At 66.5% G+C, this 16,902-nt stretch carries 14 protein-coding genes; 8 read left to right on the top strand and 6 right to left on the bottom strand.

Annotated features, from left to right (window positions below):
- Nucleotides 1-129 precede the first annotated feature (129 nt).
- Entirely contained in the window at nucleotides 130-2,358 is a 2,229-nt protein-coding gene (locus tag AC56LY_RS10580; protein ID WP_499579106.1) for a hybrid sensor histidine kinase/response regulator, read from the bottom strand.
- A 249-nt stretch (nucleotides 2,359-2,607) separates the two neighbouring features.
- On the opposite strand from AC56LY_RS10580, the gene AC56LY_RS10575 reads away from it, so the two are divergent.
- Genes AC56LY_RS10575 through AC56LY_RS10560 form a run of 4 tightly spaced genes read left to right on the top strand, consistent with a single transcriptional unit; the run spans nucleotide 2,608 to nucleotide 7,398 of the window.
- Nucleotides 2,608-4,938 (top strand): bifunctional salicylyl-CoA 5-hydroxylase/oxidoreductase, encoded by a 2,331-nt coding sequence (locus tag AC56LY_RS10575; protein ID WP_499579103.1) that lies wholly within the window; start codon nucleotides 2,608-2,610, stop codon nucleotides 4,936-4,938.
- 40 nt (nucleotides 4,939-4,978) lie between these two features.
- Nucleotides 4,979-5,818: an enoyl-CoA hydratase family protein gene (locus tag AC56LY_RS10570; protein ID WP_499579101.1), complete on the top strand. Its 840-nt coding sequence runs from the start codon at nucleotides 4,979-4,981 to the stop codon at nucleotides 5,816-5,818.
- On the top strand, nucleotides 5,818-6,984 hold the full coding sequence (locus AC56LY_RS10565; RefSeq protein ID WP_499579099.1) for an acyl-CoA dehydrogenase family protein: 1,167 nt from the start codon (nucleotides 5,818-5,820) through the stop codon (nucleotides 6,982-6,984). The genes AC56LY_RS10570 and AC56LY_RS10565 overlap by 1 nt, the downstream gene beginning before the upstream one ends.
- A gap of 21 nt (nucleotides 6,985-7,005) precedes the next feature.
- On the top strand, nucleotides 7,006-7,398 hold the full coding sequence (locus AC56LY_RS10560) for a RidA family protein (protein ID WP_499579096.1): 393 nt from the start codon (nucleotides 7,006-7,008) through the stop codon (nucleotides 7,396-7,398).
- Nucleotides 7,399-7,494: 96 nt separating this feature from the next.
- Here AC56LY_RS10560 and AC56LY_RS10555 read toward each other — a convergent pair whose 3' ends face one another.
- Entirely contained in the window at nucleotides 7,495-8,919 is a 1,425-nt protein-coding gene (locus AC56LY_RS10555; protein WP_499579094.1) for an SRPBCC family protein, read from the bottom strand.
- A gap of 529 nt (nucleotides 8,920-9,448) precedes the next feature.
- On the opposite strand from AC56LY_RS10555, the gene AC56LY_RS10550 reads away from it, so the two are divergent.
- Nucleotides 9,449-9,790, top strand: a complete 342-nt coding sequence (locus tag AC56LY_RS10550; RefSeq protein WP_499579092.1) for a hypothetical protein — start codon at nucleotides 9,449-9,451, stop codon at nucleotides 9,788-9,790.
- A gap of 64 nt (nucleotides 9,791-9,854) precedes the next feature.
- Here the strand turns inward: AC56LY_RS10550 and AC56LY_RS10545 are convergent, their stop codons facing one another.
- From AC56LY_RS10545 to AC56LY_RS10530, 4 genes are read right to left on the bottom strand one after another with little or no spacing between them, the layout of a single operon-like run.
- Nucleotides 9,855-10,658 (bottom strand): ABC transporter substrate-binding protein, encoded by an 804-nt coding sequence (locus tag AC56LY_RS10545; RefSeq protein ID WP_499502821.1) that lies wholly within the window; start codon nucleotides 10,656-10,658, stop codon nucleotides 9,855-9,857.
- Between the two features lie 25 nt (nucleotides 10,659-10,683).
- The gene (locus tag AC56LY_RS10540; protein WP_499579089.1) at nucleotides 10,684-11,337 is read right to left on the bottom strand and encodes an energy-coupling factor ABC transporter ATP-binding protein; all 654 of its coding nucleotides are present in this window, start codon (nucleotides 11,335-11,337) and stop codon (nucleotides 10,684-10,686) included.
- Entirely contained in the window at nucleotides 11,334-12,041 is a 708-nt protein-coding gene (locus AC56LY_RS10535; RefSeq protein WP_258834620.1) for an ABC transporter permease, read from the bottom strand. Before AC56LY_RS10535 ends, AC56LY_RS10540 begins: the two co-directional genes overlap by 4 nt.
- Nucleotides 12,042-12,908: a formate dehydrogenase accessory sulfurtransferase FdhD gene (locus tag AC56LY_RS10530; protein ID WP_499582018.1), complete on the bottom strand. Its 867-nt coding sequence runs from the start codon at nucleotides 12,906-12,908 to the stop codon at nucleotides 12,042-12,044.
- A 264-nt stretch (nucleotides 12,909-13,172) separates the two neighbouring features.
- Between AC56LY_RS10530 and AC56LY_RS10525 the strand changes: the two genes are divergently transcribed.
- Genes AC56LY_RS10525 through AC56LY_RS10515 form a run of 3 tightly spaced genes read left to right on the top strand, consistent with a single transcriptional unit; the run spans nucleotide 13,173 to nucleotide 16,893 of the window.
- On the top strand, nucleotides 13,173-13,844 hold the full coding sequence (locus AC56LY_RS10525) for a TorD/DmsD family molecular chaperone (RefSeq protein ID WP_499579085.1): 672 nt from the start codon (nucleotides 13,173-13,175) through the stop codon (nucleotides 13,842-13,844).
- Nucleotides 13,834-14,043 carry a formate dehydrogenase gene (locus AC56LY_RS10520; protein ID WP_258834618.1) on the top strand — a complete coding sequence of 70 codons (210 nt, stop codon included), beginning with the start codon at nucleotides 13,834-13,836 and terminating at the stop codon, nucleotides 14,041-14,043. Before AC56LY_RS10525 ends, AC56LY_RS10520 begins: the two co-directional genes overlap by 11 nt.
- Before the next feature lie 30 nt (nucleotides 14,044-14,073).
- Nucleotides 14,074-16,893: a formate dehydrogenase subunit alpha gene (locus AC56LY_RS10515; RefSeq protein ID WP_499579081.1), complete on the top strand. Its 2,820-nt coding sequence runs from the start codon at nucleotides 14,074-14,076 to the stop codon at nucleotides 16,891-16,893.
- The last annotated feature ends 9 nt before the right edge of the window (nucleotides 16,894-16,902 follow it).

The raw sequence follows: 16,902 nt of genomic DNA, 5'->3' as shown, positions 1-16,902 counted from the left end.
GGAGCATATTATATTTTATTGGAGCAAATTCTATGCAGGTGTACTGATGCTTGTCACGCACAATCTGGCGCTTTGTTGCACTAATGAAACGACCCCGCCCGAAAGGGCGGTTCAGTTACGGTACCGGCTTCAGCAGGTGCCTGCCTGCGCCAGGAGATCGCCCAATTGCAGCGTGTTGAGCGGCTTGACCAGATAGTGGTCGAACCCCGCCTGGCGCGCCTGTTCGCGGTCCTGCTGGCGTCCATAGCCGGTCGCCGCGATGAGCGTTGCGCCCTCCATGCCCGGCAACGCGCGCAGGCGCCGCGCCAGTTCGTTGCCGTCGATATCGGGCAGGCCGATGTCGAGCAGGCAGACCTGGGGCTTGAACACGGCAGCGACATCGATCGCGTCCAGCGCGCAATAGACCACTTCGACCGTGTGGCCGCTTGCGCGCAAGAACAGGCTCAGCGTCTGGGCGGCATCCAGATTGTCATCCACCACGAGGATGCGCAGGGGGCCGGTGGCGCTGGCACTGCCGGCCAGCGGCGACGCAACCGGCGCGGCCGGAGCCGCTTGCGCAAAGCACGGCAGGCGCACCGTGAACGTGCTGCCCAGGCCGGGGCCGGCGCTCATCGCGCCGACGCTGCCGCCGTGCAGTTCGACCAGGCTGCGGGCCAGCGCCAGGCCCAGGCCCAGGCCGCCCTGCGAGCGGTCCGGCGTGCGCTCGGCCTGGGTGAACAGATCGAAGACGCGCTCGACGAGGCGCGCATCCATCCCGATGCCATCGTCGGTCACGTCGATGACCCACGCGTCGCCCTGCTGCGCCAGGTGCAGCGTGATGTGGCCGCCCTCGGGCGTGTACTTGGTCGCGTTGCCCAGCAGGTTGGCCACGACCTGCACCAGGCGCTTGTGGTCGCCCTTGACGCTGGCCGGTTCGGGCGGCATGTCCAGCACCACCTTGTGGCGCCGCGCCAGCATCAGGGGCCGGATCTGCTCGGCCGCGTCGTCGACCACCTTGCGCAGGTCGAGGATCTGGGTCGACAGCGTCACCAGCCCGCGCGTCACGCGCGAGACATCCAGCAGGTCATCGACGAGGCTCGTCATGTGCTCGACCTGGCGCGCAATGATGGCGCAGGTCTGCGTGATCTGCGCATTGTCCGAATGGAGCAGCTTGAGCAGATGGGCGCCGGTGCTGATCGGCGCGAGCGGGTTGCGCAGTTCGTGCGCCAGCATCGCCAGGAATTCGTCCTTGCGCTGGTCGGCAGCGCGCAGTTCGCGCTCGGCCAGGCTGCGCTGGGCTTCTTTCTGTTGCAGATGCTCGGCCATCTCGTCCAGGGCCGCGGCCAGCCGGCCGATTTCCTCGCTGTTCGACCCGATGCCGGTGCGGGCATCGAGTTCGCCGGCGGCAATCCGGCGCGCCACCGTCATCAGCTTGCGCACGCGCCGGACAATCAGCTTGTCGCCCGCCAGCCAGGCCGCCAGCAGGGCCAGGATGGTCGTCAGGCCCAGGCCGAGCAGCGACATCAGCTGCGCTTCGCGCGCCACGCGCGTGATGGTCTCGGTCGGCACGCCGATCGTGACCGTATAGTCGGACAGCGTCGGCGGCCCGACGCGCGCGAACGCGTGCAGGCGCTCGACGCCATCCTCGCCCTGGATCACGCGGGCGCTGTCGTGCGGGCCGCGCATCGCCGCAAACAGCGGGGCGGGCACACGCTTGCCGAACCAGCGCTCGGGATCGGGGCGGCGCGAAATCAGCTTGCCCGATGCATCGGCCGTCTCGAGGATCGAACCGGCCGGCAGGCTGATGTCGTTGACGAAGGTGTCCAGGCCCGCCAGGTCCATTGCGGCAAACACGACCGCCACCACCTTACCGTCGCGGTCGGTGACCGGATAGGTCAGGTTGATCGTATGGCGGCGGATCACGCGCCCGAAAATATAGTCGCCGGCGATGAAGCGGCGTTCGGCGACGGCGCGCTTGAAGTGGCTGCGGTCGCCCAGGTTCACCGGGTGCACCATCGGCACCGCGCTGCAACTGACGTCGCCATTGAGCTGGATGAGGCCAAAATTGACATACAGCTCGTTGCGGTCGAGGACATTGGCCAGCAGCGCATTGCAGCCGGCCGTGTCGCCCATCAGGTCCGGCACGCTGGCCAGGTCGACCAGGATCTGGCGCGCGCGGTCGATCGACTGCGCTTCATTGGCGGCGGCCAGCGCTGTCAGGCGTTTGAGGTTGTCTTCCGTCGCGCGGATCGCGGCTTCGCGCTCGCGCAGGCCTCCGAGCACGGTGACGATCGCAATCGGCGTGATGGCCAGCAGCACCAGCAGCATCAGGCGGCTGCGCAGGCTGTTCAGGCGAAAGCGCCCAGGTGACCTGTTCATCGCTGCGGCGCCGGCTGCGGCGTGGTGGTGACGATCAAAGGCGCAATCTGGCGGGCGGTGTAGAACATGTGTGGCGGACGGTTGATCGATCGGACCCGCGACAGATGGCGGGAATACAGGGGTAACGTTTCCTGATTGTACTAAAAATTGGCTTATCCACAGGGAATGAGTCGCGTGTGCGCGACGCCTTGTTGACATGTCAGGCATCGGCGCAGGTAAGATAGGCCCATGCCAGTATCAGGAGAGACCATGAACATCGTCTGCGTCGGTGGCGGGCCGGCCGGTCTCTACGCCGGCCTGCTCATGAAACTGCGCGACCCGCGCCGCACCGTCACGGTCGTCGAGCGCCACCGGGCCGGCGATACGTTCGGCTGGGGCGTCGTGTTTTCGGACCAGACGCTGGGCAATCTGGCGCTGGCCGATGCGCCCAGCGCGCGCGCCATCGAACACGCGTTCAACCGCTGGGATGCGATCGACGTGCAGATCGGGGGCGCCACTGTCACCTCGCACGGCCATGGTTTTTGCGGCATCGCGCGCAAGCGCCTGCTCGGCATCCTGCAGGCGCGCTGCGAAGAAGCCGGCGTGGCGCTCGTGTTCGACACCGACGTGACGGATGAGGTGGCGCTGGCGCGCTGCCATGGCGCTGACCTGGTGGTGGCGGCCGACGGCGTGCACAGCGCGATCCGCATGCGCCATGCCGCTGTGTTCCAGCCCGATTTGCAAGAACAAAATTGCCGCTACGTGTGGCTTGGCACCCGGCGCCGCTTCGCCGCGTTTACGTTCGCGTTCGAGCCGACCGAGCATGGCTGGTTCCAGGCCCACGCCTACCAATACGATGAGCAGAACGCGACCTTCATCGTCGAGACGCTGGAGTCGACCTGGCACGCCAGCGGCCTGGCCGACATGGATGCCGCGGCCACGCTGGCGTTTTGCGAGCGCCTGTTCGCCAGTCTTCTTGGCGGCGCGCCGCTCCTGACCCAGGCCAGCCGTGGCGGCGCCGCCATGTGGCATCGCTTTGCGCGTTTGACCTGCCGCGAGTGGGTGGGTGCGCTCGACGTCGACGGCCGGCGCGTGCCGCTGGTGCTTCTGGGCGACGCCGCGCACACGGCGCATTTCTCCATCGGCTCGGGCACCAAACTGGCGCTGGAAGACGCCATCGCGCTGGCCGCCGAACTGCCGGCCGAGCCGGACGACGGCATCGAGGCCGCGCTGGCGCGCTACCAGGCCGCGCGCGTGACCGAAGTGAGCAAGCTGCAAAGCGCGGCGCGCAATTCGACCGAGTGGTTCGAGAACGTGACGCGTTACAGCGCCATGCCGCCCGACACGTTCGCCTACTCGCTGCTCACGCGCAGCCAGCGCCTGTCGCATGAAAACCTGCGCCTGCGCGACCCCGCCTATATAAAAGGCTTCGAGCGCCGCTTTGCCGTGCAGGCGGCAGCGCTGGCCGGCGTGGCCGCGCCAACGGCGTCCACGCCGCCGATGTTTACGCCATTGCGGGTACGCGACGTGCTGCTCAAGAACCGCGTGGTCGTCTCGCCGATGGCGCAGTACGCGTGCGTTGACGGCGTGGCGGGCGACTATCACCTGGCCCATCTCGGCGCGCGCGCGTTGGGCGGGGCCGGCCTGGTGATCGCCGAGATGACCTGCGTGTCGGCCGACGCGCGCATCACCCCGCGTTGCCCGGGCCTGTACCTCCCCGAACACACGCAGGCCTGGGCCCGCATCGTCGACTTCGTGCATGCGGCGAGCGATGCAAAAATCGGCATCCAGCTGGGGCATGCGGGCGCCAAGGGCTCGACCCGGCCGATGTGGGAAGGCATCGACCAGCCGCTCGCGCACGGGAACTGGCCGCTCGTGGCGGCGTCGCCCCAGCAATACCTGGCCGGCGTGTCGCAGGTGGCGCGCGAGGCGAGTGAGGCCGACATGGCGCAGATCGAAGCCGATTTCGTGCGCGCTACGCTGGCTGCCAGCGAGGCAGGCTTCGACTGGCTCGAACTGCATTGCGCGCACGGCTACCTGCTGTCGAGTTTCATTTCGCCGCTGACCAATCGGCGCCTTGATGCTTACGGCGGCAGTCTTGAGAACCGCTGCCGCTTTCCGCTGCGCGTGTTTGCCGCCGTGCGCGCGGCCTGGCCGGCGCATCTGCCGATCAGCGTGCGCATCTCGAGCCATGACTGGGTCGATGGCGGCATCACCCCGGGTGACGCCGTGGAGATCGCGCGGCTGTTTCGCGCAGCCGGCGCCGACATGATCGACTGTTCGTCGGGGCAGGTCAGCAAGGCCGAACAACCAGTCTACGGCCGCATGTACCAGACGCCGTTTTCGGACCGCATCCGCAACGAGGCCGGCATCCCGACGATCGCCGTCGGTGGCATCAGCGAGGCCGATCACGTCAACAGCATCATCGCTGCCGGTCGCGCCGACCTGTGCGCGGTGGGGCGTCCGCACCTGGCCAATCCCGCGTGGACGCTGAACGAGGCGGCGCGCATCGGCTACACTGGCGCCGCGTGGCCACGCCAGTACGCGCCCGGCAAGCAGCAACTCGAGCGCAATCTGGCGCGCGGGCGGCCGGCTACGTGACCGGTTCGTCCATTTTTCAACGCGTCCTCAGGAGCACTGCATGCATGATCTAGCGGGCAATGGAACGGGCCTGACCGGCTACGCGGCGCAGCACGTCGGCTTGTCGCTGGATCCCGCCACGCGGGTAGCGACCCTGACGCTCGACCGGCCCGAGCGCAAGAATCCGCTGACATTCGCCGCCTACGCCGAGCTGCGCGACCTGTTTCGCGCGCTGGCTTATGCGGACGACGTCAAGGCGGTCGTGCTCACCGGCGCGGGCGAGAACTTCTGTTCGGGCGGCGACGTGCACGAGATCATCGGCCCGCTGACGCAACTGGACATGCCGGGCCTGCTGGCCTTCACGCGCATGACGGGCGACCTCGTAAAAGCGATGCGCGCCTGTCCGCAACCGGTCGTCGCGGCGGTGGACGGCGTGTGCGCCGGCGCCGGTGCGATCCTGGCGCTGGCCTCGGACATCCGCTACGCCACGGCGCGCAGCCGCACCGCCTTCCTGTTCACGCGCGTGGGCCTGGCCGGCTGCGACATGGGCGCCTGCGCCTTGCTGCCGCGCGTGATCGGCCAGGGCCGCGCGGCCGAATTGCTCTACACGGGCCGCTCGATGGATGGCGAAGAGGGCGAGCGCTGGGGCTTCTTCAATCGCCTGTGCGCACCGGGCGATGTAGTCGCACAGGCGCAGGCGTTTGCCGCGCAGCTTGCCGCTGGTCCGACGTTCGCGCACGGCATGACCAAGAAGATGCTGCAGCAGGAGTGGAATATGGGTGTCGATGAAGCCATCGAGGCCGAGGCGCAGGCACAGGCCATCTGCATGATGACGCAGGATTTCCAGCGCGCCTACCAGGCATTCGTGGGCAAACAGCGGCCGCAGTTCGAAGGCAATTGATGGAACCCGATGTCCTCGACTGGCCGTTTTTCGATGCGCACCATGGCGTGCTGGCGCGTGAACTCGACGCCTGGGCCGCGGCGAACCTGGCCGACGCGCGCGGAACCGATGTCGACGCCGTCTGCCGCGCGCTGGTCGCGCGCCTGGGGCAGGGCGGCTGGCTGCGCCACGCCGTGGCTGGCGTCGGGCATGGCGGTGCGCACGCCGCGATCGACACCCGCGCCATTTGCCTGATCCGCGAAACGCTGGCGCGCCATGCCGGCCTGGCCGACTTCGCGTTTGCGATGCAGGGCCTTGGCAGCGGTGCGATCTCGCTGTTCGGCAGCGCTGCGCAGCGCAGCACCTGGCTGCCGCGCGTGGCCGATGGCAGCGCGATTGCCGCCTTTGCGCTGTCCGAGCCCGCGGCTGGCTCCGACGTTGCCGCCTTGCAGTGCGCCGCGCGCCGCGACGGTGATGCCTGGGTGCTCGATGGCGAAAAAACCTGGATCTCCAATGGTGGCATCGCCGATTTCTATGTTGTGTTCGCGCGCACGGGCGAAGCGGTCGAGCGTAGCGCGCTTGGTATTTCCGCCTTCATCGTCGATGCAGCCACGCCTGGCCTGGAAGTCGCCGAGCGCCTCGACGTGATCGCGCCGCATCCGCTGGCGCGCCTCTGCTTCAACGGTTGCCGGGTGCCAGCCGCCTGCCTGGTCGGCGTCGAAGGCGATGGTTTCAAGATCGCGATGGCCACGCTTGACGTGTTTCGCACATCGGTGGCGGCAGCGGCGCTGGGCTTCGCGCGGCGCGCCATGGCAGAAGCACTGGCGCATGTGCAGGCGCGCCCCATGTTCGGCAAGCTGCTGGCCGACTTCCAGCTCACGCAGGCCCGGCTGGCGCAGATGGCGCTGGAGATCGACGCCGCCGCGTTGCTGACCTACCGCGCGGCGTGGCTGCGCGACAGCGGCAAGCGCGTGACAAAAGAAGCGGCGATGGCCAAGCTGGCCGCAACCGAATCGGCGCAGCGCGTGATCGACAGCGCGGTGCAGCTGTTTGGCGGGCAGGGCGTGCAACGGGGTCAGGTCGTCGAAGGCCTGTACCGCGAGATCCGCGCCCTGCGCATCTACGAGGGAGCCAGCGAAGTGCAGCTCCTGATCATCGCGCGCGAACTGCTCGCGCCGCAACACTGAGACCACATGCCTGGAGATTTGATGGAATTCTTGCAACCGCCTGGCTGGCCGCGCCCCAAAGGTTACGCCAATGGCGTTGTTGCGCGTGGCACGCAGGTGCATGTCAGCGGGATGGTTGGGTGGACGCCGGCAGGCCGGTTCGAGACGGACGATTTCGTCGGGCAGTCGCGTCAGGCGCTGGCCAATATCGTGGCTGTGCTGCGCGAAGCTGGCGCCGGTCCGCAGCACATCGTGCGCATGACCTGGTATGTGCTCGACAAGCGCGAATATCTCGATGCGGGGCCGGCGCTGGGCGCAGCCTACCGCGACGTCATCGGGCGCCATTATCCGGCCATGACCGCCGTGCAGGTGACGGGTCTGATGGAAGACCGCGCGCGGGTGGAGATTGAAGTCACGGCGATCATTCCGGATTGAGCGCTGCCCGGACGAACGAATGGCCCCGCTTGGGGGCCATTCATGGTCTTGCGCCGTCGCGCCGCCTACCGTCAGGCGGGGCGACGCAGGAACGGGTTAGCGGCGGCCAGCACCACGCGCACCACCGCGTTCGATGAACGCTTTCATCTCTGCCAGATCGTCATCCATCTGACGCTGTGGATCGACGCCCAGCATACGTGCCACGCCGTGGCCCAGCACGCCCGCTGGTGGCGCATAGCTGATGTGCACCGTTGCGCGCGTGCCGCCATTCACCGACTCGAACGTGACGCTGCCGTCCTGTTCGATTTCCGAACCTGGCTCGCTGCGCCACGACAGGCGATCCGGACGCGACTGCTCCGTCATGACCGCGTTCCATGCGTATTCCATGCCGGCCGGGCCGCGCACGACCCAGTGCGAACGGCGGTGGCCGAGGTCACGTACTTCGGTCACGTGCGACATGAAGCGCGGGAAGTTTTCCACGTCGGCCCAGGCATCGAACACTTCGCGTGGCGACGCATCGATGAAGACGCTGTTCTCGACCTCGACCCGGCTGGCGTCGCCGCGGTGACGCAGCGAATCGACCAGGTTGCGGCCACGGTCGCTGCGCAGCAGCACTGCCAGCGCGCCCAGGCCCAGCAGGGCGACGGCCGGCGAACGGCGCGCCAGGCCGACGATGCTCAGCGCGCTGGTGCCCAGCAGCGCCGAGTTGGTCAGCGTCGGGCCGCGCGAGCCGAAGGCCTGCGTCAGGTGATCGGTCCATTCGCGTACCTGGTTGCCCACCTCGCTGGCGCGGGCACGGGCGCCGTTGCCGGCGCTGTGCGCGGCCTGCGCCAGGTTTTCACGGGCGATATCGGCACGTTCGCGTGCGCGGTCGGCGGCATCATCGGCGCTGTTGCGGGCCTTGTCGGCAGCGTCACTGGCGCTGCTGCGCGCCTTGTCGGCAGCGTAGCTGGCACGGTCACGCGCATCGTTGGCGACGTGGTGCGCACGCGAGCGGACGTCGTCCGCGTAGTCGCGTGCATCGTCAGCCGCGCGGGCGGCGGTGCTGCGCGCCGAGTCGGCGGCGTGCGACACGCGGTCACGCGCGGTGTCGGCGGCGTGCGAAACACGGTCACGGGCATAATCGGCAGCCTGCGCCGCAGCGTGCGAGGCGCGGTCGCGCGCATCGTACGAGGCTTCGGCCAGGCGGCCGCGCGTGCGTTCGAGGCGATCGCGCGTTTCGTGCGAAGCTTCGGCCAGGCGGTCACCGGCAGCGTGGGCGGCGCCAGCCAGGCGCGCGCCGGCGCGCAGGTACACCGATTCGGCACGTTCGCGCGCCGAATCGAAGCGCTCGCCGGCAGTGTGCAGCGCGTGTTCGAGTTTATCGGCGCCGCGGTGACGCGCGTCGCGCAGTGCGCCCTTGGCGCGTGCACGGCGTTTCGGGCCGCGGTCCGGGTCGAATGCATACATCAGCAGGGCGCCAGCCACTGCGGCGCCAATCCATTTACCTGCGTTGTTTCCCTGATCGTTCGATTCGTTCATGTCGACTCCTCTCGGTTAGTTGTACTGTGTTGCGCTGGACCTTGTTGCCAGCCGGGCGGTGCCACGGCATCTCCGGTCCAGCACCGGTCTGTTACTGACGATTCATCGTGCTTTGCAGCGTCGCTTTGCAGCGTCACTTGCACGCATAAAAAAACGCACCGCTTCGCAGTCATGCGTTGCAGTGCGTTCCGGCGAACCATCATGCGATTCGGGCAAGGCCCGTTGCGCAGTAAATGGTCAGACGACGTGCTTTGTCAGCCTGCTTTTTGCAGGGTCAGTAGCAGTACGCCGTTCTCGAGCTTCACCGAGGCGAGAGCGCCTGCGACGCCGTCGGTCTGGTGAAGCCGCGCAGGTATCTGCGTGCATTGCATTGAGCATACACCACGGTTTCGCGTTCCCGGCGTTCGTTTGCCGCGTGGCAATTGACTTGGATTCAGCTTGGCGACGAGCGTGTCACGGACTGTCAGTGGCATGCGCCGTGCACCACGAGATTCTGGTACGGTGGTTGCAAATGAAACAAGGAGATAACATGAATCACCATATCGTTCGCATGCTGCCCAACTTCGAAGCGGCCGAGGCAGCGCGCAATGGCCTGCTGGCCGAGGGTTTCGACGGCGAGGGCATCAATGTCAATGTCACCACCGACGAAGCCGGTCCTGCCGAAAGCAATTTCTATGTGGGCGACTCGCCCGCTGTCAAAGGCGGCACCGACTACGAGGACGTCTTCAAGCCCGCCGTTCGAGGCGATCTGTGCATGATGACGGTGACCGTGGCAGAAGCCTTCCAGCTCGAACGGGCTGCCGCCATCCTGGAACACCACGGCGGGATCGACGTCGATCCGGCCCACGGCGCGGCCAGCAGCACCTTCTGACACCGGCAAGGCCAGTACCGCATGGGAGCTCAAGCGCTTTCATGCGGTACTGGCGACACCGCTGTCAGCGCGCTGGCGGAAAGAACAACTGCTCGCCCGCTGGCTTGAACCCCGTGATCTGACGCTGCCCTTGCGGCGACGTGATCCATTCGATCAGCTGTTGTGCGCCCTTGTAGTTCACGCCCGGGTGCTTCGCAGGGTTGACTGCGATGATCCCGTACGGGTTGTACATCCGCTTGTCGCCTTCGACCACGATCGCCAGGCCCGTCCTGGCCTTGTACGCGCCGTAAGTGGCGCGGTCGGTCAGCGTGTAGGCCCGCATCTCGGCGGCCATATTGAGCACTTCGCCCATGCCCAGCCCGGCCGATACGTAGTTGCTTCCCTGCGGTTTGGTCCCGGCCTGCTGCCAGTAGGCTTTCTCCATCACGTCGGTCCCCGAATTGTCGCCGCGCGAGATGAAGCGCACGTTGGCGGCAGTGATGCGCCTGAAGGCGTCGATCACGTCTTTTGAACCCTTGATGCGCGCCGGATCGGCCTCCGGTCCTACCACGATAAAGTCGTTGTACATGACGTCGCGCCGGTCCACGCCCCAGCCTTCGGCGACAAACTTGTCTTCCAGCGTGCGGGCGTGGACCAGTGCCACGTCGACGTCGCCGTTTTTGGCCAGCTCGAGGGCCTTGCCGGTGCCGACCGCGATGACCTGCACGCGGGCGCCGGTGGCGGCCTCGAAGGCCGGCAGCACCTGCTTGAGCAGGCCCGAGTTTTCGGTGCTGGTAGTGGTCGACAGGCGAATCACGTCCTGCGCCATGGCAGCGGAGCTGGCGAGGGTGGGGATGAGCACGAGGGCAAGGACGACGCGGCGTTTCATGAGGTTCTCCAGGTGGTGGTTGGGATTATCTTGATTCGAGGCACCCGTCGCGCAGCTTGAGGCGCTGCACGCCGGGCAGGTTGATCAGATCGCGGTCATGGCAGGCCACGATCACACTGGCGCCCTGGTCGATCAGGGTCGGGATCAGGGCGATGACCTGTTCGCGCGCCGCGCCATCGAGGTTCGCGGTGGGCTCGTCGAGCAGCAGCAGGCGTGGCTGCAGCACACGGGCGCGCGCCAGCGCCACACGCTGCTTTTCGCCGCCGGACAGGCGCGCCGGATCGTTGTCGCGCAGGTGGGTCACGCCGGCCCAGTCCATCGCTTCGTCGACCAAATCATGCAGCAGACGCCGGTCGCCGCCGCGCGCCAGCAGGCCATAGGCGATATTGTGGGCCACGCTGGTGGAAAACATGATCGGATGCTGGTGCACATAGACGATCGCATGCCGCAATTGGCGGGGGTAAGGGTAGAGCGGCAGATGCAGGCCATCGAACTCGACGCTGCAGGCAGCGCTGCGTTCCAGGCCACCCAGCATGCGCAGCAGCGTGCTCTTGCCCGATCCGTTGGCGCCGGTCAGCACGTAGGCAGCGCCGGCCGCGATGTCGAGGCGCCCGATATCGAACAGCAGGCGCTCGCCATGGCGCTTGTGCAGCGCGTGCACGGACAGGAGCGGCGTCACAGGCGCGCCCCCGGATTGTGCGCGTCGCCCTGCAACAGCACGAGCACGCCGTTCATGCCCAGCGCCAGCGTCACCAGCACGATGCCCAGCGCGATGCCCTGGGCGAAGTCGCCCTTGCTGGTCTCTAGGGCGATGGCAGTCGTGATGGTGCGGGTGTGGCCTTCGATATTGCCGCCTACCATCAGTGCGCAGCCCACTTCCGAGATCACGCGCCCGAAGCCGCTGATCACGGCCGCCATCACGCCATAACGGGCTTCATGCAGGACCGAGAACATCACACGCAGGCGCGAGGCGCCGTGGGCCAGTGCGGTTTCTGCGTAGCGCGGATCGAGCGCCTGCACGGCCGCCAGCGTAAACGCCAGCAGCACCGGCAGGCCGATCAGGCACTGGCCGGCGATGATCCCCGGCTGCGAGAACAGCCATCCCAGATCGCCCAGCGGGCCGCGCCGCGACAGCATCAGGTAGAGCAGCAGGCCGATGAGCACGGTGGGCAGCGACAACGCGGCCTGCGCCAGCCAGACGGCGATGCGCCGCCCCGGAAACCGGTGCATCGCGATCAGGTAACCGAGCACCACCGCCGGGGGCGTTGCCAGGATCAGGCCCGACAACGTGGTCTTGACCGAGACCCACACGATATGCCACAGCGCCGCATCGCCGCGCAGCAGCAACGCGAAGGCGCCGCTCGTCGCCTCGAGCAGGCCCATTCAGGTGACAGGCTCGCCGGCCGGCCGCACTTGTGGCGTATCCAGCAGCTGCGGCTCGAACACCAGCCGCTCGTGGCCCGCCACCAGCAGGAAGTGACGGCCGCTGCAGCGTGTCAGCAGGCTCATGCCGACACGCCCGGCCACCATCTGGCCCATCTGCGTGGTGCCCGAACGCGACAGCAGGAACGGGATCCCCATCTGGGCACCCTTGATCACCATTTCGGACGTCAGGCGGCCGGTGGTATAAAAAATCTTGTCGGCGCCATCCACGCCGTCCAGCCACATCAGGCCGGCGATCGCGTCCACCGCATTGTGGCGGCCCACGTCCTCGACGAAGTACAGCAACTCGCCATCCTGCGTAAACAGTGCGCAGCCGTGCACCGAGCCGGCCTGCTTGTAGACTGACTGCTGGGTGCGGATGGTCTCGACGATGCGGTACACGCTCGACTGGGTCAGGCGGGCATCGGGCGGCAGCACGATGCTGTCGACTTCATCCATCAGGCCGCCGAACACCGAGCCCTGGCCGCAACCGGTCGTGACCACTTTTTTTGCGGTGCGCTGTTCGATGTCGGCAATGCCGCTGCGGGTGACGACGGCCACCGCGTCGACTGACCAGTCGACCTGGATCGAGACGATGTCGGCCAGCTTGCGCACCAGGCGCTGGTTGCGCAGATAGCCGAGCGTGAGCATTTCGGGCGCGCTGCCCAGCGTCATCAGTGTGACGAGTTCGCGCTTGTCGACATATACCGTCAGGGGGCGCTCGGCGGGGATCGCCAGCACCTTGCGGCGCCCGCGTTCATCGATCGACAGTATGTCGCGGGTAAGGACCGCGCGCGCATCGGACAGCGCCGGCCGGCAGCCCGGCATGGGGTGCACGGTGAGGTCATCGATGGTCAAGCAGCGCCTCCTGTGTTGAATATTTTATAAAAGTATAAGCCGACCGGCCCGCGCACGGAAGGAGCGGCTGACTTTTACGGATCTGCCATGTGCTGTGGCCGGCGCATTCTCGCGAACGTAGATCGATATTCTCAATTGTGCGCCCCGATAATTTCCCGACAACTAAACTCCAAGTAACGTTCAGTTACACCTTGTACCGCGACTTACTCGTAATTACAGGCGACCGACCCTGCAATGCATGCCATCCAGCTCCCTGCCAGCCACGCGCTCCACGCGCCGCCCAGCCCAGATGACCAGGCCCGGGCCGATCTGTACGCGCTCCTGGCGCGCCTGTTGCTCGCACCGCCCGACATGGCGCTGCTCGACGCTCTTGCCAGTAGCAACCCGATCGTTGCACAGGGCGGCGACCCCGCACTCGAGCGCTGCTGGGAGCACCTGACGCTGGCGTCGAGCGTGATGGATGCGAGCGCCGTCGCTGCCGAGTTCGACACCCTGTTCATCAGCATCGGCACGCCGCCAGTCGATCCATACGGTTCGCGCTACATCGCCGGCTTCATGAATGACACGCCGCTGGCCGAACTGCGCGCCGACCTGGCGCGTCTGGGTTTGCGCCGTGCGCGTGGCGTCGGCGAGTTCGAAGACCACCTGGGCGCGCTGTGCGAGACCATGCGTGTGCTGATCCTGGGCATGCCGGGCAGCGCGCGTGCATCGATCGAGCAGCAACAACACTTTTTCGAGCGCCATATCGCGCCATGGTGCGAACGCGCACTGGACGATATCGCCGCCGCCGAAGGCGCCAATTATTACCGCCTGGTAGCGCGCCTTGGCGCTGCCTTCCTGGCCATCGAGGCGCAAGCCTTTGAAGTAGGAGAACAAGTCAATGCCCAGAACAATCATGGACGATAAAGAACAGCCTGCCGTGCTGCCCGACCCGGCGCGGCGCAGCTTCCTGAAAGCCGCGCCACTGGGCGCGCTGGTGGTGGCTGGCGCGGCGACCGCGGCCGCGCCCGAGGTCGCCCCGGTTGCAGCCGACCCTGCAGAAAAGCGCGGCTACCACGAGACGGAGCACATCCGTCGCTACTATCAGACGGCTGCCTACTGGTAGCGACGACCCACTATCCAATAGGAACACCCCATGTCCCTGGTTAAGTCAACGCGCGACAGCGCCCTGAAACGGCGCCGCTTCCTCGCTGGTGCCGGCGTCATCGCCGGCGCCGGCGCACTGGGGCGCCATCTGCCCCTGGGCGTCATCGAGCAGGCGCAAGCCGATCCGCTGCCCAATACGCCCGTGCCCACCGAAGTCAAGCGCACGGTGTGCAGCCACTGCTCGGTTGGCTGCTCGGTCGACGCCGTGGTGGCCAATGGCGTCTGGGTACGCCAGGAAGCCGCCTTCGATTCGCCGATCAATATGGGCGCGCATTGCGCCAAGGGCGCCTCAGTCCGCGAGCATGCCTTTGGCGAGCATCGCCTGCGCTATCCGATGAAGCTGGTCAATGGCAAATATGTGCGCATGTCGTGGGACCAGGCGATCAACGAGATCGGCGACAAGCTCCTTAAACTGCGCGAGGAAGCCGGGCCCGATGCGCTGATGCTCATTGGCAGTTCGAAACACAATAACGAGCAAGCCTACCTGCTGCGCAAGTTCATGGCTTTCTGGGGCTCGAACAACTGCGACCACCAGGCGCGCATCTGCCACTCGACGACGGTGGCCGGCGTGGCCCAGACCTTCGGCTACGGGGCAATGACCAACTCGTTCAACGACCTGCACCACAGCAAGGCCGTCCTGTTCATCGGCTCCAATCCGGCCGAGGCGCATCCGATCTCGATGCTGCACTTCCTGCACGCCAAGGAACTGGGCGCCAAGATGATCGTCATCGATCCGCGCTTCACGCGCACGGCGCGCTTTGCCCACCATTACGTGCGGGTGCGGCCGGGCACGGATATCCCGCTGGTCTGGGGCATCCTGTGGCACATTTTCGAAAACGGCTGGGAAGACAAAAAATACATCAGCGAGCGCACCACCGGCATGGACGAGGTGCGCAAGGAAGTGGCTAAATGGACGCCGGACAAGGTGTCCGACGTCACCGGCGTGCCCGAGTCGGCGGTGCGCCTGACGGCTGAAATGCTCGCCCTCAACCGCCCGTCATCGGTGGTCTGGTGCATGGGCATTACCCAGCACCACGTGGGCACCGCCAATGTGCGCGCACTCTCGATCCTGCAACTGGCGCTGGGCAATATTGGTGTCCCGGGTGGCGGCGCCAACATCTATCGCGGCCACGACAATGTGCAGGGCGCTACCGACGTCGGCCCGAACGGCGATTCGCTGCCTGGCTATTACGGCCTGGCCGAGGGCGCCTGGAAGCACTTCGCCGAGGTCTGGGGCGTCGACTACGAGTGGATCAAATCGCGCTTCGGCTCGAAAGAGCTGATGGAAAAGCCCGGCATCACGGTGTCGCGCTGGTTCGACGCCGTCAACGAGCAGAACCAGTTCATTGACCGGCCGAGCAATCTGCGCGCCGTGTTCTACTGGGGCCACGCGCCCAACAGCCAGACCCGCCTGCCCGACATGAAGGCGGCGATGCAAAAGCTCGACATGATGGTCGTCATCGACCCGTACCCGAGCATGACGGCGGCGATGCATGGCCGCACCGATGGCGTCTACCTGCTGCCGGCGGCCTCGCAGTTCGAGACGCAAGGCTCGTGCACGGCGTCGAACCGCTCGATCCAGTGGCGCGAACGCGTGATCATGCCGCTGTTCGAGTGCAAGACCGACCACGAAATCATGTACCTGTTCGCGCGCAAGCTGGGCTTTGCCGACCAGCTATGCAAGACCATCAAGGTGGTGCACAACGAGCCGGTGGTCGAGGACATCCTGCGCGAGATCAACCGCTCGTGCTGGACCATCGGCTATTCGGGCTGTTCGCCCGAGCGGCTCAAGCTGCACATGGAAAACAAGCACACGTTCAACCCGACGACGCTGCGCGCCGATTCCGGACCGTGCAAGGGCGATTACTACGGCCTGCCGTGGCCGTGCTGGGGCACCCCGGAAATGAAGCATCCGGGCACGCCGATCCTGTATGACCTGAGCAAGAGCGTGGCCGAGGGCGGCCTGCCGTTTCGTGCCAACTGGGGCGTCGAGCACAATGGCGAGAGCCTGCTGGCGGCGGACGGCTCGGCCAACAAGGATAGCGAACTCGACGTTGGCTATCCCGAGTTCGACCACGTGTTCCTGAAGAAGCTGGGGTGGTGGGCCGAGCTCACGCCGCAAGAACAGGCCATGGCCGAAGGCAAGAACTGGAAGACCGACCTGTCCGGCGGCATCATCCGCGTCGTCATCGCGCACGGCTGCGCGCCGTACGGCAATGCGCGCGCCCGCTGCAATGTCTGGAACTTCCCCGATCCGGTACCGGTCCACCGCGAGCCGCTGGCCTCGCCGCGGCGCGACCTGGTCGCGCAATACCCGACCTACGACGACAAGGCCAACCACTGGCGCCTGCCGACGCTGTACAAGTCGGTGCAGGCGGTCGACTTTTCCAAGGACTTCCCGTTGATCATGACGTCCGGCCGGCTGGTCGAATACGAGGGCGGGGGTGAAGAGACGCGCTCGAATCCATGGCTGGCCGAACTGCAGCAGAACATGTTCGTCGAGATCAACCCGAGCGATGCGGTCCAGATCGGCGCCAAGATCGGCGAGTACGTCTGGCTCGAAACCCCGACCGGGGCGCGGATGAAGATGATGGCGATGGTGACCGAGCGCGTGCCGGTGGGCCTGGTGTGGGCGCCGTTCCACTTCGGCGGCTGGTGGATGGGCGACGACCTGAAAGACAACTACCCGGAGGGCGGCGCGCCGATCGTTCGCGGCGAGGCAATCAATACCGGCTGGACGTACGGCTACGACGCCGTGACGATGATGCAGGAAACCAAAGTGTCGCTGTGCCGCGTGGTACGGGCCTGACGCGACCAT

Source organism: Telluria sp. ZT3P25, from assembly GCF_059685895.1.
The sequence above is the reverse complement of the archived record's forward strand: the minus strand, read 5'-3'. Positions and strand labels throughout refer to the sequence as shown.